Annotated in this window: 16 protein-coding genes and 1 pseudogene; 8 read left to right on the top strand and 9 right to left on the bottom strand. The window is 62.9% G+C overall.

Translation table 11 applies throughout. The annotated features are described in order from the left end of the window. The 8 genes and pseudogenes from ACESL9_RS11760 to ACESL9_RS11725 all read left to right on the top strand — a co-directional run. Window positions 1-415: pseudogene (locus tag ACESL9_RS11760) on the top strand (energy transducer TonB); the annotation flags it as partial. Then, complete coding sequence (gene tolB / locus ACESL9_RS11755; protein ID WP_372615023.1) at window positions 415-1,743, top strand: Tol-Pal system beta propeller repeat protein TolB; 1,329 nt, start codon at window positions 415-417, stop codon at window positions 1,741-1,743. The pseudogene ACESL9_RS11760 and the gene tolB, both read left to right, overlap by 1 nt. 106 nt (window positions 1,744-1,849) lie before the next feature. After that, window positions 1,850-2,359: a peptidoglycan-associated lipoprotein Pal gene (pal, locus tag ACESL9_RS11750; protein ID WP_372615016.1), complete on the top strand. Its 510-nt coding sequence runs from the start codon at window positions 1,850-1,852 to the stop codon at window positions 2,357-2,359. A 25-nt stretch (window positions 2,360-2,384) separates the two neighbouring features. Then, window positions 2,385-3,218 carry a tol-pal system protein YbgF gene (gene ybgF, locus ACESL9_RS11745; RefSeq protein ID WP_372615015.1) on the top strand — a complete coding sequence of 278 codons (834 nt, stop codon included), beginning with the start codon at window positions 2,385-2,387 and terminating at the stop codon, window positions 3,216-3,218. 5 nt (window positions 3,219-3,223) lie between these two features. After that, complete coding sequence (tilS, locus tag ACESL9_RS11740; protein ID WP_372615014.1) at window positions 3,224-4,453, top strand: tRNA lysidine(34) synthetase TilS; 1,230 nt, start codon at window positions 3,224-3,226, stop codon at window positions 4,451-4,453. A gap of 80 nt (window positions 4,454-4,533) precedes the next feature. Beyond that, window positions 4,534-6,453, top strand: coding sequence for an ATP-dependent zinc metalloprotease FtsH (gene ftsH, locus ACESL9_RS11735; RefSeq protein WP_372615013.1), 1,920 nt, complete (start codon window positions 4,534-4,536; stop codon window positions 6,451-6,453). Next, a complete protein-coding gene (locus tag ACESL9_RS11730) occupies window positions 6,450-6,752 on the top strand; it encodes a methyltransferase domain-containing protein (protein WP_372615012.1) in 303 nt (100 codons plus the stop codon). Before ftsH ends, ACESL9_RS11730 begins: the two co-directional genes overlap by 4 nt. Continuing rightward, a complete protein-coding gene (locus ACESL9_RS11725) occupies window positions 6,749-7,231 on the top strand; it encodes a trans-aconitate methyltransferase (RefSeq protein WP_372674851.1) in 483 nt (160 codons plus the stop codon). Before ACESL9_RS11730 ends, ACESL9_RS11725 begins: the two co-directional genes overlap by 4 nt. A gap of 9 nt (window positions 7,232-7,240) precedes the next feature. Here ACESL9_RS11725 and ACESL9_RS11720 read toward each other — a convergent pair whose 3' ends face one another. From ACESL9_RS11720 to ACESL9_RS11680, 9 genes are all read right to left on the bottom strand, one after another. Continuing rightward, the gene (locus ACESL9_RS11720; protein WP_372674850.1) at window positions 7,241-8,233 is read right to left on the bottom strand and encodes a M23 family metallopeptidase; all 993 of its coding nucleotides are present in this window, start codon (window positions 8,231-8,233) and stop codon (window positions 7,241-7,243) included. A gap of 32 nt (window positions 8,234-8,265) precedes the next feature. After that, complete coding sequence (gene clpA, locus ACESL9_RS11715; protein ID WP_372615009.1) at window positions 8,266-10,584, bottom strand: ATP-dependent Clp protease ATP-binding subunit ClpA; 2,319 nt, start codon at window positions 10,582-10,584, stop codon at window positions 8,266-8,268. 332 nt (window positions 10,585-10,916) lie between these two features. Further along, window positions 10,917-12,884, bottom strand: coding sequence for an acetoacetate--CoA ligase (locus ACESL9_RS11710; RefSeq protein WP_372674849.1), 1,968 nt, complete (start codon window positions 12,882-12,884; stop codon window positions 10,917-10,919). A 304-nt stretch (window positions 12,885-13,188) separates the two neighbouring features. Then, window positions 13,189-13,968, bottom strand: coding sequence for a CDP-diacylglycerol--serine O-phosphatidyltransferase (pssA, locus tag ACESL9_RS11705; RefSeq protein WP_372615007.1), 780 nt, complete (start codon window positions 13,966-13,968; stop codon window positions 13,189-13,191). A gap of 3 nt (window positions 13,969-13,971) precedes the next feature. Beyond that, on the bottom strand, window positions 13,972-14,655 hold the full coding sequence (locus ACESL9_RS11700; protein WP_372615006.1) for a phosphatidylserine decarboxylase: 684 nt from the start codon (window positions 14,653-14,655) through the stop codon (window positions 13,972-13,974). Between the two features lie 126 nt (window positions 14,656-14,781). Continuing rightward, window positions 14,782-16,152: an aspartate aminotransferase family protein gene (locus ACESL9_RS11695; protein ID WP_372615005.1), complete on the bottom strand. Its 1,371-nt coding sequence runs from the start codon at window positions 16,150-16,152 to the stop codon at window positions 14,782-14,784. A gap of 67 nt (window positions 16,153-16,219) precedes the next feature. Beyond that, window positions 16,220-17,695 (bottom strand): NAD-dependent succinate-semialdehyde dehydrogenase, encoded by a 1,476-nt coding sequence (locus tag ACESL9_RS11690; protein ID WP_372615004.1) that lies wholly within the window; start codon window positions 17,693-17,695, stop codon window positions 16,220-16,222. Window positions 17,696-17,932: 237 nt separating this feature from the next. Next, window positions 17,933-18,409 carry an Lrp/AsnC family transcriptional regulator gene (locus ACESL9_RS11685; protein WP_372615003.1) on the bottom strand — a complete coding sequence of 159 codons (477 nt, stop codon included), beginning with the start codon at window positions 18,407-18,409 and terminating at the stop codon, window positions 17,933-17,935. A 301-nt stretch (window positions 18,410-18,710) separates the two neighbouring features. Next, window positions 18,711-20,400, bottom strand: a 1,690-nt coding sequence (locus ACESL9_RS11680; RefSeq protein WP_372674848.1) for a calcium-binding protein, incomplete at its 5' end; no start/stop codon positions are given.

The raw sequence follows: 20,400 nt of genomic DNA, 5'->3' as shown, positions 1-20,400 counted from the left end.
GGATGAGCCGGATGCGGACATTGCCGACACGGTGAGCTCGGTTCTGGAAGAGGCCCTACGTGGGGAGGCCGAAGCATCAGAAGAGCAATCGACGGCACCGGCACTAAGTGAGGGTGAAGCTGACGCGCTTGTACTCGCCATTTCGAATTGCTGGAATGTCGATCCCGGTTCGACTGCCGCCGAGGTCACGGTTGTGGTATCAGTGACATTGAACCGGGATGGCACATTGGCCGGTACGCCCAGCCTCGTCTCGGCAGAAGGGGGCGATCAAGGCGCCCGCAATGTCGCCTTTCGCAATGCGCGCACGGCGATCATTGCCTGTGGCCGGGGCGGTTTTGACTTGCCGTCCGAGAAATACGAAAGCTGGCGTGAAATCGAGATGACGTTCAATCCGGAGAAAATGAGGCTCAGATGATGATGAGACTGCTCGGAAACTTGATGATGATGCTTGTTGCGGCAGGACTCTGGACGAGCCCTGCACAGGCGCAGGACGGGCCGCTTCGGATCGAGATCACCGATGGCGTGATGGAGCCCTTGCCCTATGCGGTGCCGGATTTCATTCCTGAAAACGGGGCGGCGGAAGAGATGGCCGAGAACATCGCGCGGGTGGTTGCGGCCGATCTGAGCGGAACCGGACTTTTTCGTGAGATCGAGGAGGATGCCTATATCAGCCGGATCACCAGTTTCTCGAGCCCGGTCGAGTTTGCTGATTGGCGTGCGATCAACGCACAGGCCTTGATCACCGGGTCGGTGGCAGTCGAAGGTGAAGACGTAACGGTGAAGTTCAGGATCTGGGACGTGTTTGCCGGTCAGGAACTGGGTGACGGGCTGCAATTTGCGGGCACCAGAAGCGGTTGGCGGCGGATGGCACACAAGGTGGCCGATGAGGTCTATAGCCGGATCACCGGCGAGTCCGGCTATTTCGACAGCCGTGTAGTGTTTGTGAGCGAAACCGGACCCAAGGACGACCGTCGCAAGCGACTGGCGCTCATGGATTATGATGGTGCCAATGTCCAGTATCTTACGGACAGCACATCACTCGTGCTTGCCCCGCGCTTCTCACCTACGGGGGATCGTGTGCTTTACACCAGCTTCGAGAGCGGTTTTCCGCGGATCTATATTCTGGATGTGGCTGATGTGGACCGTCGCATCCTGCAAAGTCAGGAAGGCACGATGAGTTTCGCGCCGCGGTTTTCCCCGGATGGGCAGCAGGTGGTGTTCTCGCTCGAGACCGGGGGCAATACCGATATCTATCTCATGGACATCTCGAGCGGCGAGGAGACGAGATTGACGCGCGCGCCTTCGATCGAGACCGCGCCGAGCTTTTCGCCCGATGGCGACCAGATCGTGTTCGAAAGTGATCGGTCCGGCTCGCGCCAGCTTTACGTGATGCCGTCAACCGGCGGAGATGCGCAGCGGATCAGTCAGGGCAGTGGCAACTACGGCACCCCGGTCTGGAGCCCACGTGGCGACATGATTGCCTTTACAAAGCAGTCCAAGGGAAGATTTCACATCGGCGTGATGAAGGCCGACGGCAGTGCCGAACGGCTCTTGACGGCATCATTCCTAGAGGAGGGGCCGACCTGGAGTCCGAACGGGCGAGTGATCATGTTCACGCGCGAGACACAGGGCGCACAAGGTCAAGCGGGTCTCTACACGGTCGACATCACGGGGCGGAATCTCAAGCAGGTGCGTACACCCGACGGCGCATCTGATCCCTCATGGAGCCCGCTGCAGGAATGAAGGCGCATCAGATTCATAAAAATCAGTGCGTCGTCAGAGACCCGATTCACAGAGGCGCTGCCCTGTGATACAAGTGGAAACAGAAAAACCCTATGAGGCTTGAGACATGACCTATCTGGCAAAATCCATCCTGCTCGTGGCCGGGCTGGCCCTTGCGGCTTGCAGCAACGCGGACCGGTTCGGCAACAATGGCGCGGGAGCCGGAGCAGGTGGCGATGCCGCATCGGCGGACTCGGCAAGTGATCCGAAATCTCCGCTCTACTTTCAGGAGGCGATTGGCGACCGGGTGTACTTTGAGGTGGACCGCCAAACGCTGGATGACGAGGCCAAGCAGGTGCTTGACGGTCAGGCAAGCTGGTTGACCGAGAATACCGACTATGATGTCGTGATCGAAGGCCATGCTGACGAACAGGGCACGCGGGAATACAACCTTGCCCTTGGTGCGCGTCGGGCCAGCGCCGTGCGTGAATACCTGGAGTCGCGTGGCGTTTCTTCGGACCGATTGAAAACCGTGAGCTATGGCAAGGAACGGCCGATCGAGATTTGCAGCGAGGAAAGCTGTTATGCCAAGAACCGTCGTGCGGTCACGGTGCTGGCCAGTGGACTGACCGGGTAAGCGCATGAGGATCGGAGCGCGCGGTATGCGGTGGGGTGCGGGGCTGATTTTTGTCGTTTTCCTGGCGGGACCAGTGGTTCCGCAGGATGATAATGCACAGACGCTGGCAGACATAAGACAGGATTTGACGGTCCTCCATGTTGAGCTTCAGCGCCTCCAGCGGGAGTTGTCGACCACGGGAGCATCTGATGCTGCGCCTCAAGGTGGATCCGTACTTGACCGGGTCAATACGATCGAAGCTGAGGTAAAGCGGCTGACGGCCAAGACCGAAGAGCTGGAGTTGCGCATCGACAGGATCGTGCGCGACGGTACGAACCGAGTCGCTGATCTTGAGTTCCGCCTTGTCGAGCTTGAGGGCGGGGACGTCAGTCAACTCGAGGAAACGACCACCTTGGGCGGTGCTCGGGAAGCCCAGGAGTCGGAATCTGCGGCGCAGGCGGACCAATCCGCGCAATCTTCCGAAGATCCACAGCTTGCCGTTGGTGAGCGGGCCGATTTCGATGCGGCGCAGAAAGCCCTCGACGAGGAGCGCAACGAGGCGGCGGCCGAAGGCTTTGCCCAGTTCAACGAGACCTACCCCGGAAGCCCCCTTGAAGCGGCGGCGCATCTGGGCCGCGGTCGCGCTCTTGCGGCGTCAGGGAACCTGACAGAGGCGGCTCGGGCCTATCTCGCTGCGTTCAGCGCCGATCCGGAGGGCGAGGACGCCCCTGATGCCCTCTTCGAACTGGGGCGCGGCCTGGGTCGATTGGGCCAAACCAACGAGGCTTGTGTCATGCTGCATGAGGTGGGCACTCGGTTTCCCGGGACCGAACCCGAAACGAAGGCACAAGAGGAGATTGAGCGCCTCGGGTGCCAGTGACTCGAATGCCGGACGAGACCCTTGCCGATGTGGTTGCGTGTGCTTTTGCGGCCGTGCCTTTAAGGCATGTTGGTGTCGCAGTCTCGGGGGGAGGCGACAGCATGGCCTTGTTGCTTCTAATGCAGGACTGGGCGATGCGTCACGGTGTGCGCCTGAGTGCTGTGACATTTGATCACGGATTACGCGCGGAGGCACCGGAAGAGGCGGCGCTGGTAGCCCGGATCTGCGCAGAACATGAGATCACCCATGATATCCTGACATGGGTCGGGTGGAACGGGCAGGGCAACCTGCAGGCCTCCGCGCGGACGGCCCGATATCGCGAGATCGCACGATGGGCGCGCCATTGCGGGGTCGAGGTCGTCTGTCTGGGTCACACATGCAATGACCAGGCCGAGACCTTCCTGATGCGCTTGGCGCGCAAGTCGGGAAGCGATGGACTCAGGCGCATGGCATCAAGTTTCGGGGCGCACGGGGTGCAATGGATGCGTCCGTTGCTCGGGGTCGAGCGGTCGAAATTGCGCCAGTATCTGAAGCGGCTGGGGGTCGAATGGGTCGAGGACCCCAGCAATGCCGATGATGGGTTCGAACGTGTCCGGGTTCGCAAGGCGCTGGACGTTCTGGCGCCTTTGGGGATCAATGCCAAAGTATTGGAGGCCGTGGCGGAAAACCTGGCTGCAGAGAACCGCCTTTTGCGTCACAGCGTGCTTGAGTCGCTGCGCGGCAATGTCGTGGAGTGTTTCGGGGCGCTTTCGATCAGGCAAGAAGCCTTTCGGGCTTTGCATCCCGAGGTGCGGCGACGCTTTCTGAACGAGGCGCTGCAATGGATCGCCGGGGCACAATATGCGCCGCGCTCGGCCGCACAAGGCGGGATCGAGCGGGCGTTGCTGGAAGGTGAAACGCAAACCCTGTGCGGAGTGATCGGCTGGTGCGAACGCGATCGGATCTGGCTCGCGCGCGAGTTCCAGGCCGTCAAGGATCTGAAGGGTGCGCCATTCGACGGGCGATGGCGGATTGAGGGACCACTGGACGGCATGGACATTCGCGCCCTGGGCGCTGAGGGCTTGCAGCAATGCCCGGAGTGGCGCGCCCTCGACGTTCCGCGTCGCGCCTTGATTTCGCTGCCCGCCGTGTGGGAGGCGGGCCGGCTTGTCTGGTCACCGGTCAGTAGTTGCAAGACAGGTCATTGGGCGGAACGTATCGGGCCAAGCTTTGAGAACTGGTTGGGTCGGGATTGAACCTTGGCCCGCGAAGTCTATTTTAGTCCGAAGGCTCCTGTGATAAGCACGGGACCAGAGTTCTTCATGGGAGATTTGCCTTGGGCAACGCGAGAAATATCGCCTTCTGGGTCGTGCTGTTTCTTCTGATACTGGCGCTGTTCAACCTTTTCAGCGGCGGTGGAAACACGCTGCAAAGCCGAGAAATCAGCTATTCAGAATTTGTTAGTGCGGTTGCACAGGACAGAGTGAGTTCTGTGACGTTGGATGGTGAAGAGGTGCGTTATCGTGGAAATGACGGCAACGATTACGTGACAGTCAAGCCCGAGGATGCCGAAATTACGCAGCTCTTGATCGACAAGGACATTCCGGTGAAGGCCGAGAGCCAGCAGCAGTCGGGCTTTCAGACCTTCATATTGAGCCTGCTGCCATTCCTGTTGCTGATCGGTGTCTGGATCTATTTCATGAACCGGATGCAGGGTGGCCGAGGCGGCGGCGCGATGGGCTTTGGCAAATCCAAGGCCAAGATGCTGACCGAGAAGTCGGGTCGTGTGACCTTTGACGATGTGGCCGGTATTGACGAGGCCAAGGAAGAGCTGGAAGAGATCGTCGAATTCCTGCGCAATCCGCAGAAGTTCAGCCGCCTAGGCGGGCAGATTCCCAAGGGTGCGCTTCTCGTCGGGCCGCCGGGTACCGGCAAGACGCTTCTGGCGCGCGCGATTGCGGGAGAAGCTGGCGTGCCGTTCTTTACCATCTCGGGCTCGGATTTCGTGGAAATGTTCGTGGGGGTCGGGGCGAGCCGGGTTCGCGACATGTTCGAGCAGGCCAAGAAGAACGCGCCCTGCATCGTGTTCATCGACGAGATCGACGCCGTGGGCCGCCATCGCGGTGCGGGCTATGGCGGTGGCAATGACGAGCGTGAACAGACGCTGAACCAGTTGCTGGTTGAAATGGACGGGTTCGAAGCCAACGAGGGCGTGATCATCATTGCCGCCACCAACCGCAAGGATGTGCTCGACCCTGCGCTGCTGCGTCCTGGCCGGTTCGACCGTGAGGTTACGGTGCCCAATCCCGACATCAAGGGACGCGAAAAGATCCTCGGCGTACATGCCCGCAAGACGCCTCTGGGGCCAGACGTGGATCTGCGCATCATCGCGCGTGGCACGCCCGGCTTTTCGGGAGCGGATCTGGCGAATCTCGTAAACGAGGCTGCGCTGACGGCGGCGCGCGTGGGGCGGCGCTTTGTCGCGATGGAAGATTTCGAAATGGCCAAGGACAAGATCATGATGGGCGCCGAGAGGCGATCCATGGTGATGACACCGGCGCAGAAGGAAATGACTGCGTATCACGAGGCCGGCCACGCGATCGTTGGCCTGACCTTGCCGAAATGCGATCCGGTCTACAAGGCGACGATCATTCCGCGCGGCCAGGCGTTGGGCATGGTGATGTCTTTGCCCGAGATGGACCAGCTGAACTATTTCAAGGATGAGCTGGAACAGAAGATCACGATGACCATGGCGGGCAAGGCTGCCGAAATCCTGAAATACGGCGAGGATTCGATTTCGAATGGACCAGCTGGCGACATCATGCAGGCTTCGGCGCTGGCCCGCGCGATGGTGATGCGGTGGGGCATGTCCGACAAGGTGGGCAATATCGATTATCAGGAGGCGGCTGAAGCGTTTCGTGGAAACGGGGCCGGTGGCTTCTCGATTTCGGCTCATACCAAGGAGTTGATCGAGGACGAGGTCAAGCGCATCATCGACGAGGGTTATCAGCGCGCGCGAAGTATCCTGGAAGAGCGCAAGGAAGACTGGGAGAAACTTGCTCAGGGATTGCTGGAATACGAAACTCTGACAGGTGAAGAGATCGAGCGCGTGATCCGTGGTGAACCGCCGCATAAAGGGGATGACGACGACACTTCGGATCAGGGCAGCGCACCTTCCGTCGCGTCCATTCCCAAGACCAAACCGCGACCCAAGCCCAAAGGTGATGGTGGATTGGAGCCCGAACCCTCCGCATGAGCGGAGATGGAGAGAGAAAAGACTGGGATCCCGGAGCCTATGCAAGGTTCCGGGATTTGCGGTTAAGACCAGCGATCGACCTCATGCTGGCGGTCCGCTCGGTGGGCGGCGGCGAGGTGGTTGATCTTGGATGTGGGGCAGGAGCGATGGGATCGGTCCTGCGGCAACGCTACTCGGGGCACAGTATTGTCGGCGTGGACGAAAGCCCTGCGATGCGGCCAAGGCGTCCGAGAGCGGCGCCTATGACGCGTTTGAAGAGCGCAACATCAACGACTGGTCGATCGAGCGTGCAGGATTGATCTATGCGAATGAGGTTCTGCATTGGCTCAAGGATCACAAGGCGCTGTTCCCTCGATTGGCAGGGATGCTGGCCCCGGGAGGCACATTGGCGGTGCAGATGCCGCATCAGAACAATGCGCCTTCGCACAGGGTCTGGGTCAGCCTTGCCGAAGAGCTTTTCCCGGGGCGTGTCGATATGGAAGCCGCGCCCGGTGTGATGAAGCCCGCGGGCTATCATCACTTGCTTTCCGGTTTGGGGGCCCTGTCCCTGTGGGAAACCGATTACTATCAGGTGCTGGCTGCGGATCGGAGCGGGCACCCCGTGCGACGCTTCACCGAAAGCACCTTTGCGCGACCAATACTTGCGGCGCTGGAACCGGACGAGCAGGTCGAACTGGTCGGTCGCTATGAGGAAGTGATGGAACGGGCCTATCCACGCGGCGTCGACGGCACGGTGCTTTTCCCGTTCCGGCGGGTATTCTTCACGCTCACGGTGTGATTGGCCTCGTTATTCTCTGATCGTGACCGTGGTGTCTTGCGTGCTGACGCGTTGTTCGTCCCGCAAGAGCGAGACACGGCCCTGATAAATGCCTTGCGGCCATGCGGAATCGGGGCGCCGTTTCCCGGCTGCACGATAGAAGCGCGCCTGAGGCTTTTCGAGATCGACAGTGTGCGTGATGAGTGTGGAGCCGTCCGGAGCAACAATCTCGAGCAAGACCGTGTCGCCCGCGCGGCCACCGAAAGCCAAGCCCCAAACGACCAGTGCCGGCGCATCCGCAGGCAACTGCTCGGCATTGGCGCGGCCCGATTTCACATGATCATAATCGGGAACAGTATCGGCAAACCCGGCGCTGAGCATTCCGCCCGGTTGGTAGTGCGGGGCAGGAGTGTGCCATAAGGTGCGTTGAGATGGTTCTTCACAGTTCTGATTGCCCTCCGGATCGAACGGGTCGATCACGTTTTCGTTGTGGCGCAACGAAAGATGCAGGTGTGGGAATTCGGTCTTGCCGGACAATCCAACCTGCCCAAGAGGTGTGCCCGTCTCGACGCTCTCATCACTGGAGACGGTGACGCTGCCATTCTTGAGGTGGCAATACTGCGTCTGCCAACCTTCGCCATGGTCGATCACCACGCCATTGCCGCATTCCCGACCTTCGATGGAGGCAGGGTCATTGAGAAAGGTACCATCCGCCATTCCGTCACGAACGCCCACCACGCGGCCCTTGGATGTGGCTTTCACCATGACGCCCTCGGACAGGCCGTCATCCGTGATCAGGGCGAAATCAGTCCCCTTGTGACCATCGTAGGTCAGTTGGGCACAGGTGAAATCACTGTAACCGGGGCCCGGATCGTGATCGACATAGTTCTGGATATAGCAATCTTCCCCAAGCGTGCAGTCGATGGGGAGGGAAAGCTGAGGTGCCTCGCCCCGAAGCGGCAGGGCGAGGCAGACACCGATGACGGTCAAAGCGACGAACCGTGCCCTTGGCAGAACCCACATGTACATGTGCGCGCTCCCGGGCAATACTCTGGTCAATCCGCCGTCAACAATCGTGGCTTGTCCCCCTTGAGGCGAGGATTGTCCGGGCCGTCGATCCGAAGCTCAAGTTCACCATCCTTGACGCCGACCTGCACGACTCCGCCTTTGGCCAGCTTGCCGAACAACAACTCTTCGGCGAGCGGTTTCTTGATGTGCTCCTGGATCACACGGGCAAGCGGGCGGGCGCCCATCTTGTCGTCATAGCCCTTCTCGGCCAGCCACTCGGCGGCGTCCTTGGACAGGTCGATGGTGACGTTGCGATCCATCAACTGTGCCTCGAGCTGAAGCACGAATTTCTCGACCACTTGCAGGATCACTTCCTTGGGAAGCGGTGCAAAGGAAACCACGGCATCGAGCCGGTTGCGGAATTCCGGCGTGAAGGTGCGTTCGATCGCGGCTGTATCCTCGCCTTCCCGGCGGTCTCGGCCAAAGCCGATCGCCGCCTTGGCCTGCTCGGTGGCGCCCGCGTTGGACGTCATGATCAGCACGACATTGCGGAAATTGACTGTGCGGCCGTTGTGGTCGGTCAACTCGCCATGGTCCATGACCTGCAGCAGGATGTTGAAAACATCCGGGTGCGCCTTCTCGATCTCGTCAAGCAAGAGCACACAATGGGGGTGTTGATCGACACCATCGGTCAGCAGACCACCCTGATCGAAGCCGACATAGCCCGGAGGGGCGCCGATGAGGCGAGAAACCGCGTGTTTTTCCATGTATTCCGACATGTCGAAGCGCAGAAGCTCGACCCCCAGCGTGTCGGCCAGTTGCTTGGCCACCTCGGTCTTGCCGACACCGGTGGGGCCGGCGAAGAGATAGTTGCCGATGGGTTTTTCTGGTTCACGCAGACCGGCACGGGCAAGTTTGATAGCCGAAGCCAGCGACTCAATGGCCTTGTCCTGGCCGAACACCACGCGTTTGAGAGATTGCTCCAGATCCCTGAGCACCGCGCTGTCGTCCTTGGAGACACTTTTCGGGGGGATGCGTGCGATCTTGGCGACGATGGCTTCGATTTCTTTCACGCCAATTGACTTGCGGCGCTTGGACTGGGCCAGCAGATGCTGGGCTGCACCGGCCTCGTCGATGACGTCGATGGCCTTGTCCGGCAGTTTTCGGTCGTTGATGTAACGCGCTGAAAGTTCGACCGCGGTCTTGATCGCGTCCGCGGTATATTTCACGCTGTGATGATCCTCGAAATAGGGCTTCAGGCCCTTGAGAATCTTGACAGCGTCCGAGACCGAAGGTTCGTTCACGTCGATCTTCTGGAACCGGCGAGAGAGCGCGCGATCCTTTTCGAAATGCTGGCGGAACTCCTTGTAGGTCGTAGACCCCATGCAACGCAATTTGCCGCCCTGCAAGGCGGGTTTGAGCAGATTGGAGGCATCCATCGCGCCGCCCGAGGTGGCACCGGCGCCAATGACGGTGTGGATCTCGTCGATGAAAAGCACCGCATCGGGGTGATCTTCGAGTTCTTTCATGACGGCTTTCAGGCGTTCCTCGAAATCGCCGCGGTAGCGCGTTCCGGCCAGCAGTGCACCCATGTCGAGCGAGAATATCGTGGTTTTGCCGAGCACTTCGGGGGTGTCGCCATTGACGATCTTGTAAGCGAGACCTTCCGCAATGGCGGTCTTGCCGACACCGGGGTCGCCCACCAGAAGCGGATTGTTCTTGCGGCGGCGGCAGAGCACCTGGATACAGCGCTCGACTTCATGCGCGCGCCCGATCAGGGGATCGACATCCCCGGTGCGCGCCTTGGCATTCAGATCAACGCAGTACTTGGCCAGGGCGGAGTCCTTTTCCTCGCCGCCGGTGGCAGCCTGCGCCTCTTCCTCGATTTCGGCTCCCTGAACCGGGCGGGCCTCACCGAATGCCGGATCCTTGGCGACACCGTGGGCGATGAAATTGACCGCGTCATAGCGGGTCATGTCCTGTTCCTGGAGGAAATAGGCCGCGTTCGATTCGCGTTCGGCGAAGATTGCGACAAGGACGTTGGCGCCCGTCACCTCGGTTCGCCCAGAGCTTTGGACATGGATCGCGGCGCGTTGAATAACGCGCTGGAACGCGGCGGTGGGCACTGCCTCGGAGCCTTCGATCTCGGTGATCAGGTTCGACAGATCCTCGTCGATGAACTCAACCACGGTCTGGCGGAGTTGTTCGACATCGACCGAACAGGCCTGCATCACGCGGGCCGCGTCGGGTTCGTCGATCAGGGCCAGAAGCAAATGTTCCAGCGTTGCGAATTCGTGCCGGCGGGCGTTTGCGAGCGCGAGGGCGCTGTGGATTGCCTGCTCCAGCGTTGTCGAGAATGAAGGCATGTTGTCCCCATGCTCCTTTAACTGCGTCACCGGGGAAGGCCCCTTGGTGACTGTGGCCTCATGGTCTTAAAGTTTGGTCGATTGTGGCTGAGCTTCAAGGGTTTTCTTGAAGAAACTTATCACATTTCCTACAGCTGCCCGATAAAAACGTGATTTACAGGTGAATTCGCGGTTTGCGGACCCGCAAAAAGTTAACGCCTGCGGAGGTACCCAATCCGGGGGGGTGACATCCGGCTGCTGTCCGGCTGCCACCCGGCTGCCGGGGAAAACGCCCTCGCATGGGGCGGGAAAAGGTTAACGCGGCGTGCGCGGCGGGCGGAAACGGGCCGGGTTCAGGCCCGATCCGCGCTGATGCGGGTTCTGGCATAGGCGATCAAGGGGTCGAAGCTGTCCGGGTTGGCCATCGAGTCGCGGTTCACCACCTTGTCCGGGTCGCCGCCCAGCAGGAGCTTTTTCACCGGCACTTCGAGCTTCTTGCCCGAGAGCGTGCGCGGCACCTCGGCGATCTCGACGATATCGTCGGGCAGGAAACGTGCCGAGACCTGGCGTCGGATCGCGGCGCGGATGCGCTCGCGCATCGCGTCATCGAGCGCGTGGCCTTCTTTCATCACGACGAAGAGCGGCATGAAGCTTTCGCGGCCGAGGAATTCGAGATCGACAACGAGGCTGTCCATCACTTCATCCAGCCCCTCGACCGCGCGGTAGATCTCGCTCGATCCGAGACGCAGGCCGCGGCGGTTGATCGTCGCATCCGAGCGGCCATAGATGATCGACCCGCCCTCGGGCGTGAACATGATCCAGTCGCCATGCCGCCAGACGCCGGGATAGGTGTCGAAATAACTTTCATGGAGGCGGCTGCCGTCCTCGTCGCCCCAGAACATGAGCGGCATCGAGGGCAGGGGTTCGGAACAGACCAGTTCGCCTACCTCGCCGATCACCTCGCGCCCGTCCTCGTCGAAGGCGCGCACCGCGTTGCCGAGCGCGCGGCATTGCATTTCACCGGCGCGCACAGGCAGCATCGGGTTGCCCAGGACGAAGGCCCCGGCAAGATCGGTGCCCCCCGAGATCGGCGCCAGCCAGACATCGGGTTTCACATGCGCATAGATCCAGTCATAGCCTTCGTGGCTGAGCGGTGATCCGGTCGAGCCGAGCGAGCGCAAGGCCGAGAGGTCAAGTTCGGCGTCCGGGCGCACATCCGCCTTGCGGCAGCCGTCGAAGAATGCGGCACCCGCGCCGAAATAGGTGAGCCTTTCGCGCGCCACCATGCGCCAGACTTCGAGCATGTCGGGATGGTTGGGCGCCCCGTCAAAAAGCGCGACGGTGGCCCCCTGGCCCAGCGCGGTCCATTGCGCGTTCCACATGATCCAGCCCGAGGAGGTCAGCCAGCAGAACCGGTCTTGGGGGCCGAGATCCTGGTGCAGTGATTGCTTGGTCCCTTCGAGAAGCACGCCGCCATGGCCATGCACGATGGGTTTGGGATTGCCGGTCGTGCCCGAGGAATAGACGATCCAGAGGGGATGCGAGAACGGCACCATGTCGATCTGCGGGGCGGCCTTGTTCGCGGTAAAGTCGGCCCATGGTGTCCAGCCTTCGGGGGCCGGGCCGAGGGTTGGGACGATCACCTTTTGCGCGAGGCCGGGCAGGTCGGCGGCGATCTCGTCGAGCAGGGCGCGGCGGTCGATCTGTTTTCCCGCGTGGACATAGCCATCCTGCGCGATGAGCAGTTTCGGGTCGATCTGGCGAAACCGGTCGAGGATCGCGACCTGGCCCATGTCGGGCGCGCAGAGCGACCAGATCGCGCCCATGCCGGCCGCTGCGAGGAACGAGACCAGCGCCTCGGGGCTGTTTGGCAGGACGGCGACGACCCGGTCGCCGTGCTTGACCCCGGCGGCGCGCAGCCCGGCCTGCGCCGCGCCGACGCGGGCCTTCAATTCGCCCCAGCTCAGCTCCTGTCGCCCGAAGGTTTCGGATTGCAGGATGATCGCCACGTCATCGGGGCGAGTCTCGGCGGGTCTGAGCATCTGGGCGGCGAAATTGGTGGTCGCGCCGGGGAACCAGTCGGCGCCGGGCATCTTGCGTTCGGGCAGGACTTCGGACCAGCCCGAGATCGGCAGGTCGCAGAATTCGATGATCGAGGTCCAGAACGCCTCGATCTCGCGGACCGACCATTCCCAGAGCGTGTTGTAGTCGGGAAAGGTGAGGCCGCGCTCGGCCGCAAGCCAGCGCATGTATTGCGCGATGCGCGCGTTCTCGATGCGGTCTGCGTCGGGTGTCCAGAGAATCGGGTTCTCGTCTGCCATGTCTTTCATCCTCCCGCTTTGCGGTCAGTTTCCATGTGGCGGGGGGTAAGGCAAGGGTGATGACGGGACGTCATGGTCGTGACGAGCCCAAAGAGCGGATTGTGTTTGATCGCATACGCCCTGCCCCGGAATAGCGGCGTAGCCGCCCGGGCCGCACACGACCGCCCCCGGCCGGGTGCTTTCGATGGGTGGCGTGCCGGTCTGGGCGGGGGATGATGCTGCACGATAAACTGTGCGACGCCGATGTTGTGAGCACCCGACCGCGGCCGTGTGATGCCCGATCGTCCGGCATTGAATTCCCACCCTAGCGGAAAAGCTGTCCCCGGGCGCGGATGATGGCGTGAAGCACGGTGGCGAGATAGGCGAGCGCAATGACCACGAGGATATACCACGGGCGTGTGAAGCTGAGACCGATCAGGATCACGGTGGCAAAGAGGAATACGGCGACGAGGCGCCGCGGCACCTTGACCGTCCTGGGCGACAGGGTCTTGAGTTTGGAGATCATGAGCACGCCGACCAGCGCCATCCAGATCGCAACCAGATACGGTGCATCCCCCGGTGCGGTCAGCCCCGCCAGGGTGAGAAACACCGGCAAGAGCCCCAGAAAGGCCCCGGCAGGGGCCGGGACGCCGATGAAATGGCGCTTGGCCTCCCGCGTGGTGTCAGCGGCGCCCGACATCACGTTGAAGCGGGCCAGCCGCAGACAGGTGGCCGCGGCGAAAAGCAGGGCGAAGATCCAGCCGATGCCTCCGACCGCGGTGAGGTGGATCTGGTAGATCAGTATGGCCGGGGCGATGCCGAAGCACAGGAAATCCGACAGCGAGTCGAGCTGTGCGCCCATGGCGGATTCGGCGCGCAGGCGCCGCGCGAGCAACCCGTCGAGCCCGTCGGCCAGCCCGGCAAGCAGGATCAGCAGAACGGCCGCGGAAAACCGGCCCTCGATCGCGAAACGGATCGCGGTGAGACCGAAACTCATCCCGATCAGTGTGACCATGTTGGGCATCAGCAGCATGAGCGAGACCGGTTGCGGCTCGACCGGATGGTCGGCGGGCGCGCGGTCCGCGCGGTCCTTGGGCTCGGCCATGATCTAGCCTTCGTCCTGCGTGCCCGTGAGATCGGCGATCACGGTTTCGCCGGCGACCATGGTCTGGCCGATGCGCACCAGCGGTGTGGCGCCTTCGGGCAGGTAGATATCGAGCCGCGAGCCAAAGCGGATGAGGCCGAAGCGTTCACCGCGCGCCAGTTCCTGCCCCTCTTCGGCCCAGCACAGGATGCGCCGGGCGACCAGCCCCGCGATCTGCACCACGCCATAGCGTGTGCCGTCGGGCAGGTCGACGGCGAGGCCGTTGCGTTCGTTGTCGGCCGATGCCTTGTCGAGCGAGGCGTTGAGGAACTTGCCGGGGCGATAGGCAACGTGCGCGATCCGGCCGGCGGCAGGCAGACGGTTCACGTGGCAGTTGAAGACCGACATGAAGACCGAGACCCGTGTCATCGCGGCTTCGCCCAGGCCCAGCTCGGCGGGCGGCACGGCCGGTTCGAGCAGCGAGACCACGCCGTCGGCGGGCGATACCATGATGCCGGGGCGCCTGGGCGTGACGCGGGGCGGGTCACGAAAGAAGTAGTAGACCCAGACGGTCAGACCAAGCGAGATCCAGCCGAGTGGCGCCCAGAGCCAGAACAGCACGAGCGTCGCCGCCGCCGCGATGGCGACGAAGCGTCGGCCCTCGGGATGCATGGGTTTGACAAAGGTGGACAGCATTGAAACAGACATGGGCATTCCCCCGTTTTCCGCGTCGCCCCGTCATAGTGATCGGGGCGGCATATGCAATCCAAACCTGCCGGGAAGACCGGTTCGCGCGCGGCACCGCCTGTGATGGCGATGCCGCGGCGGAGACGCTCAGTCGAGGACGGCGGCGACCGCGCGGGCGGTCTTGGCCACGACCTCGTCGGCCTCGTCGCGGGTGAGGCAGAAGGGCGGGGCGAAGCCGAGTATGTCGCCCTGTGGCATGGCGCGTCCGATCACGCCCTCTTCGAGCAGGGCGGCGGCGACGCGGGGGCCGACCTTGTCGGCGGGGTCGAAGAACTCGCGTGTGTCGCGATCCTTGACGAATTCGACGGCACAGATCATGCCCTCGCCGCGGATGTCGCCGACTTGGGCGTGGGCGCCCAGCGCGTCCTGCATGGCGCCGTTGAGATAGGCGCCGGTTTCGCCCGCGTTTTCGACGAGGTTCAACTCGTCGATCAGCTTGAGGTTGGCGACGCCCGCCGCAGCGCCGATCGGGTGGGCGGAATAGGTCCAGCCGTGGCCGATCGGCCCGAGCATGTCGGTGCCCTGTTCCAGAACCTTCCAGACATCTTCGGACACGATCGACCCCGAGAGCGGCGCATAGGCCGAGGTGAGGCCCTTGGCGATGGTGATGATGTCGGGTTCGATCCCGTAATGGGTCGAGCCGAACATCGTGCCCAGACGGCCAAAGCCGGTCACGACCTCGTCGGCGATGAGCAGGATGTCGTGCTTTTTCAGCACCTTCTGGATCGCCTCCCAGTAGCCGGCGGGCGGGGGCACGATGCCGCCCGTCCCGAGGAGCGGCTCGCCGATGAAGGCGGCGATGGTATCGGCACCTTCGCGTTCGATCAGCGCCTCGAGTTCGGCGGCGCAATGGGCGGTGAAATCGGCCTCGCTCATCGAAAGGTCGTCGCGGTGGTAGTAATAGGGCGCGTCGGTGTGGATCACCTGAGCGAGCGGCAGGTCGAATTTCTTGTGGAAAAGCTCAAGCCCGGTGAGCGAGCCGGTGATCAGCCCCGAGCCGTGATAGCCGCGCCAGCGCGAGATGATCTTTTTCTTCTCGGGGCGGTTCATGACATTGTTGTAATACCACACCAGCTTGACGTTGGTTTCATTGGCGTCCGAGCCGCCAAGCCCGAAATAGACCTTGGACATGTTGGCGGGCGCGCGGTCGAGGATCATCTTGGACAGCGTGATCGACGCCTCGGTGCCGTGGCCGACATAGGCGTGGTAATAGGCCAGTTCGCGGGCCTGATCGGCAATCGCCTCGGCGATCTCGGGGCGGCCATAACCGACGTTGACGCAGTAGAGCCCGGCAAAGGCATCGAGCAGGCGATTGCCCTCGCGGTCGGTGATGTGACAGCCCGAGCCGCCGGTGATCACCCGTTGCGGGGCGTTGCCACGGGCAAACTCGGCCAGGTGGGTCGAAGGGTGAAAGAAGTTGTCACGGTCCCATTGTTCGAGTTGATCGTTCTTCAGCATTGTTCCGGTCCTTCTCCTGATCTGCCCCGACGCTTTCCCGCGAAAATTCGAGGCCGGGTTTTCGATGTCATGCCCAGTCGCGGCAGACGTACTTGATTTCCATGAATTCCTCCATGCCCCGGCGGGCCCCTTCGCGGCCCATGCCGGATTGCTTGGTACCGCCAAACGGGATCGGGGCGCCTGTGACCTTGGTGCGGTTGACCGCGACCATGCCGAATTGCAACGCGCGGCTGACCCGGTAGATGCGGCGCGGGTCGAGCGAGTGGACATAGGCGACGAGGCCGTATTCGCTGTCATTGGCGCGGGCGATCACCTCGTCCTCGGATTCGAAAGGCGTGATGGGGGCCACCGGGCCGAAGGTTTCCTCGCGCATGATCAACGCGGTGTCGGGCACGTCGGTCAGCACCGTGGGTTCGTAGAAAAGCGGACCGAGATCATGACGCTTGCCACCACAGGCCAGTTTCGCGCCCTTTTCCAGCGCGTCGGCGACGTGCTCCTCCTGCTTGGCCACGGCCTTTTCGTTCATCAGCGGGCCGATGTCGGGATCGTCCATGCCGGTGCCGATGCTGAGCGCCTTTGTCGCCTCGGTGAAGCGGCGGCAGAATTCGTCATAGATCGGGCGTTCGACATAGATGCGGTTGGCGCCAAGACAATCCTGCCCGGAGGTGGCGAATTTCGCCATGAGGGTTTCGGCCACCGCCTCGTCGAGATCGGCGCCCTTGAAGACGATCACCGGGGCGTGGCCACCGAGTTCGAGCACCAGTTTCTTTACCGTCTCGGCAGAGGCGCGATAGAGCAGGCGGCCGATCTCGGTCGAGCCGGTGAAGGAGAGTGCGCGCACCCGCGAATCCGCGGTCCAGGAGGTCACGACGTCGGACGCGTTGCCGGTCACCACGTTGAAGACCCCCGCCGGCAGGCCCGCGCGTTCGGCCAGTTCGGCCAGCGCCAGTGCGGAATAGGGGGTCTCCGTCGAGGGATGCGCGAGCACGGTGCAGCCCGCCGCCAGCGCCGCGGCGGCCTTGCGGGTGAGCATGGCGGAGGGGAAGTTCCAGGGTGTGACGAGGGCCACCACGCCCACCGGTTCGAGCCAGAGCTCGACCTCGGCATCGTGCAGGTGGCTGGTGACGCCCTCGATATTGGGGCGCTTGGCCTCTTCGGCATAAAACTCAACGAAACTCGCGGCATAGTCGATCTCGCCACGTGCTTCGGAAAGCGGCTTGCCCTGTTCGAGGACCATGATGCGGGCGAGGTCTTCGCGGTTCTCGATCATAAGATCAAACCAGCGTCTGAGTATCGTCGAGCGATCCTGCGGCAAGAGCGCGGACCAGGCCGGGAAGGCGTCCTGCCCCACGTCAACGGCGCGGGCGGACTCCTCGCCCGAGAGGCGGGCGATGTCGCCCAGCGCGCTGCCGTCGGCGGGGTTGGTCACGCCAAGCGTGGCGCCGTCCTGTGCGGCGGTCCACTTGCCGCCGATATAGGAGAATGCCCGCACGAGGCGTTTGTCGGTGATGTCGGGATGCAATGAGATTGCTGTGGTTTCCATGACATGGCCTCCTTGTAAATCGTTCCAGATTGCAACGGCATCGAATCGCGCTGCCTCTCCCTTCGGTCGAACGCGCGTTTCGATCCAGGTGTTTTTGCGTAAACCTGAAACGCTATGGGGCCATGCTGGACCGGATCGCGGGGTGATCGGGTCTGAATCCGGGCGCTTGAACAGACGATCCAACTGTTGGAAGGGGTCGGGGCAGGTGATCCGTCTGGCGGTTTTTCCTGAATGATTTCAATCGAGAAGCACGTCAAAGGGGGGAGGGGTGGGGCCCTTGACGGGCTTGGTGACGATATAGCTGTAGTAGCGGGCGAGGCCGATGCGGCGGTCGAGCAGGTCGTCGATCAGGCGCTGGTAGCTGTCGATGTCACGGGTGACGATCTGGAGGAGGTAATCATAGCCGCCGCCAAGTGCCCAGCAGCCGGTCACCTCGTCCTGGCGCTGGATCGCGTCCTCGAAGATGCGGAAGGTTGCCGCGGTGTGGTCGGCGAGTTCCGCGGCGACGAAAACGGTGACATGGGCGGCGAGTTTCTTCAAAGCGATCTCGGCCCTGTAACCCGTTATGAAACCGGCCTTTTCCAGCTTTTTCAAACGCTCCCAACAGGGCGTGGGCGACAGGCCCACACGCTCGGCCAGCGCCGCCTTGGTCATGCGGCCCTCGGTCGAGAGGGTCTTGAGAATGGCAAGGTCGCGTTGGTCAAGGGGCGTCATGCGCGGTGGAGTCCATCGTTGCTGCAAGCGGTTGTCGGAAAGTAGTGCGCGGGCGGGCCGGGGTAAACCGTGAAGCGGCTGTGCGGGCACCGTTCGCAAGGGTTAACGGCCGCCGGGATGCGCGAAACCGGGGGGTGATCTTCGGCTGCTGCGCGGCTGCCGGGCGTGCACCGCCGCAGCGCGGCGAAACCGGTGCCTGAAAGAATTAACCATGCGCGCGCCGGGCGCCGGTCCGAAACGCAACCGGCGCCGGAGATTCCCCGGCGCCGATCGTCTGTGTCGCGTTTTCGTGTGTCGTGCGTCAGCCGAACTCGCGCATGTCGCCCACGAGGATGCCGGTCATCGAGACGTCGTTCTCGAAATCGGGCAGGGCGGCCATGGCGGCGGCGTCGACATCGACATTGTCGGCATCAAAGTCGCTCATGTCGGCGTCGGAGTTCACGAAGACCCAGCGCGGCGCGTCGTCCGCCTCGAGGCCGACGGCGAGGCGCAGCATGTCGAGCGCGTCGTCTGACGTGACCTCGCCGTTGCCGTCGAAATCGGCGGCGATGAAATCCTCTCCGCCCGCCGGTCCCCAGCTCGGGTCGAGGCCCACCGCGAGGCGCAGTGCCTCGAGCGCGCCCGGTGACGTGGGGGTCTCGCCGTGCTCGGTCGGGTCATAGGGCAGATCTGTCTCGATCCGGCCCTCGGCCGTTTCCAGGCCGGTGAAGGAGAAGGCCCCCGCCGCACCGCCGGGGGTGCCGCTCCATTCCGGGCCGCCCTCGTCGGCGCGGAAGGTGACCTCCTCCACGTCGAGCGGATTGCCCCCGCGGTCCTGGACTTGCAGCGCCATGTCGGGCGGCGTGCCGATGCGAACATCTTCGCCCGCATTGGATATCAGCAGCCCGAGACCCGTCACGTCGCCCTCGAAGGTCATCGAGAAGTCCTGCGTGCCGTCGCCGGTGGTGTCGAAGCTCAGCGTCGTGTCGGTGCCGTCGAACTCGAAGGTCGGGTCGTCCTCCATCCGGGTGAAGCGCACGAGAATCCGGTCTTCGGCACTCATGTCGGTGACGGTGTCGCCATTGAGCGCGTCGCCGGGGCCGGTGATGATGTCGGACCCTGCGCCGGTGGTGACGACGTCGGCGCCTGCGCCGGGGCTGATGAGGTCATTGCCCGCGCCGCCTTCGATCGTGTCGGCACCGGTGCCGCCGAAGAGCGCGTCATCGCCATCCCCGCCAAGGATCGAGTCGTCGCCGGCGCCGCCATCGAGCGTGTCGTTGCCACCCAGGCCCTCGATCGTGTCATTGCCGCCGAGGCCGAGGATCACGTCGTCATCCTCGGTGCCGACGAGCGAGTCGTCGCCCGAGGTGCCGGTTTCGGTCACCTCGCCTTCGATCGCGGCGCGCCCTGCGCGCACGGCGTCGGCCACGTCGGAGCTGTCGCTGCTGGTCGACACGACGACACCTTCGCTGCCCATGTCGGCCAGTGCCTCTTCGTATTCCGATTCAGTGGAGGAGCTGGAGGTACCGATAATCGGCACGGCGCCGAAATCGCGCAACGCATCGCCCACGGCCCCGAGCAGCAGGTCGTCGGTAGGGATCGGCTCGTCGTTGCCGGTGTCATAGCCGGGGTCGTCGGGGTCGCGCGGATCGGGTTCGACCTCGACCGCGTCGGGATCGCCCTCGACCAGTGAAGCCATGCCGTCTTCATCCGCGCTCGCGCTGCCGGACAGCGTGCCGTCACCTTCGACGTCGATATCCTCGCCGTCGAGGAAGGCCTGGATGTTGCTTTCGTCGAGCCCGTAATCGGAGGCGTCATGCGCGGACGCGTCAGTGGCCATGTAGATCATGCGCGAAGAGTCCTCGCGCAGATCCAGCCCGTCGCCGCGCGCCGCGCGGTAGAGGCCGACCCATTGCGCCTCGGGGAAATCACCGCCGAAGCCGGTGCTGAGTCCGTCGAGCGTCGATTCGAATTCCGTGACATCAGAGGTTGATTCCAGATGCGCCTTGTAG

The sequence above is a fragment of the Aquicoccus sp. genome (genome assembly GCF_041686535.1).
In the GTDB taxonomy this organism is placed as follows: domain Bacteria; phylum Pseudomonadota; class Alphaproteobacteria; order Rhodobacterales; family Rhodobacteraceae; genus Aquicoccus.
This window is presented reverse-complemented; position numbering and strand designations above follow the sequence as displayed.

What these genes read in the sequence shown, in the direction of transcription:
- ACESL9_RS11690 (WP_372615004.1), bottom strand. Translation starts at nt 17,695, where the DNA reads ATGGAAACCACAGCAATCTCATTGCATCCCGACATCACCGACAAACGC.
- clpA (WP_372615009.1), bottom strand. Translation starts at nt 10,584, where the DNA reads ATGCCTTCATTCTCGACAACGCTGGAGCAGGCAATCCACAGCGCCCTC.
- pal (WP_372615016.1), top strand. Translation starts at nt 1,850, where the DNA reads ATGACCTATCTGGCAAAATCCATCCTGCTCGTGGCCGGGCTGGCCCTT.
- ACESL9_RS11720 (WP_372674850.1), bottom strand. Translation starts at nt 8,233, where the DNA reads ATGTGGGTTCTGCCAAGGGCACGGTTCGTCGCTTTGACCGTCATCGGT.
- ACESL9_RS11695 (WP_372615005.1), bottom strand. Translation starts at nt 16,152, where the DNA reads ATGCTGAAGAACGATCAACTCGAACAATGGGACCGTGACAACTTCTTT.
- ACESL9_RS11685 (WP_372615003.1), bottom strand. Translation starts at nt 18,409, where the DNA reads ATGACGCCCCTTGACCAACGCGACCTTGCCATTCTCAAGACCCTCTCG.
- pssA (WP_372615007.1), bottom strand. Translation starts at nt 13,968, where the DNA reads ATGGCCGAGCCCAAGGACCGCGCGGACCGCGCGCCCGCCGACCATCCG.
- tilS (WP_372615014.1), top strand. Translation starts at nt 3,224, where the DNA reads ATGCCGGACGAGACCCTTGCCGATGTGGTTGCGTGTGCTTTTGCGGCC.
- ACESL9_RS11700 (WP_372615006.1), bottom strand. Translation starts at nt 14,655, where the DNA reads ATGTCTGTTTCAATGCTGTCCACCTTTGTCAAACCCATGCATCCCGAG.
- tolB (WP_372615023.1), top strand. Translation starts at nt 415, where the DNA reads ATGATGAGACTGCTCGGAAACTTGATGATGATGCTTGTTGCGGCAGGA.
- ACESL9_RS11730 (WP_372615012.1), top strand. Translation starts at nt 6,450, where the DNA reads ATGAGCGGAGATGGAGAGAGAAAAGACTGGGATCCCGGAGCCTATGCA.
- ybgF (WP_372615015.1), top strand. Translation starts at nt 2,385, where the DNA reads ATGCGGTGGGGTGCGGGGCTGATTTTTGTCGTTTTCCTGGCGGGACCA.
- ACESL9_RS11710 (WP_372674849.1), bottom strand. Translation starts at nt 12,884, where the DNA reads ATGGCAGACGAGAACCCGATTCTCTGGACACCCGACGCAGACCGCATC.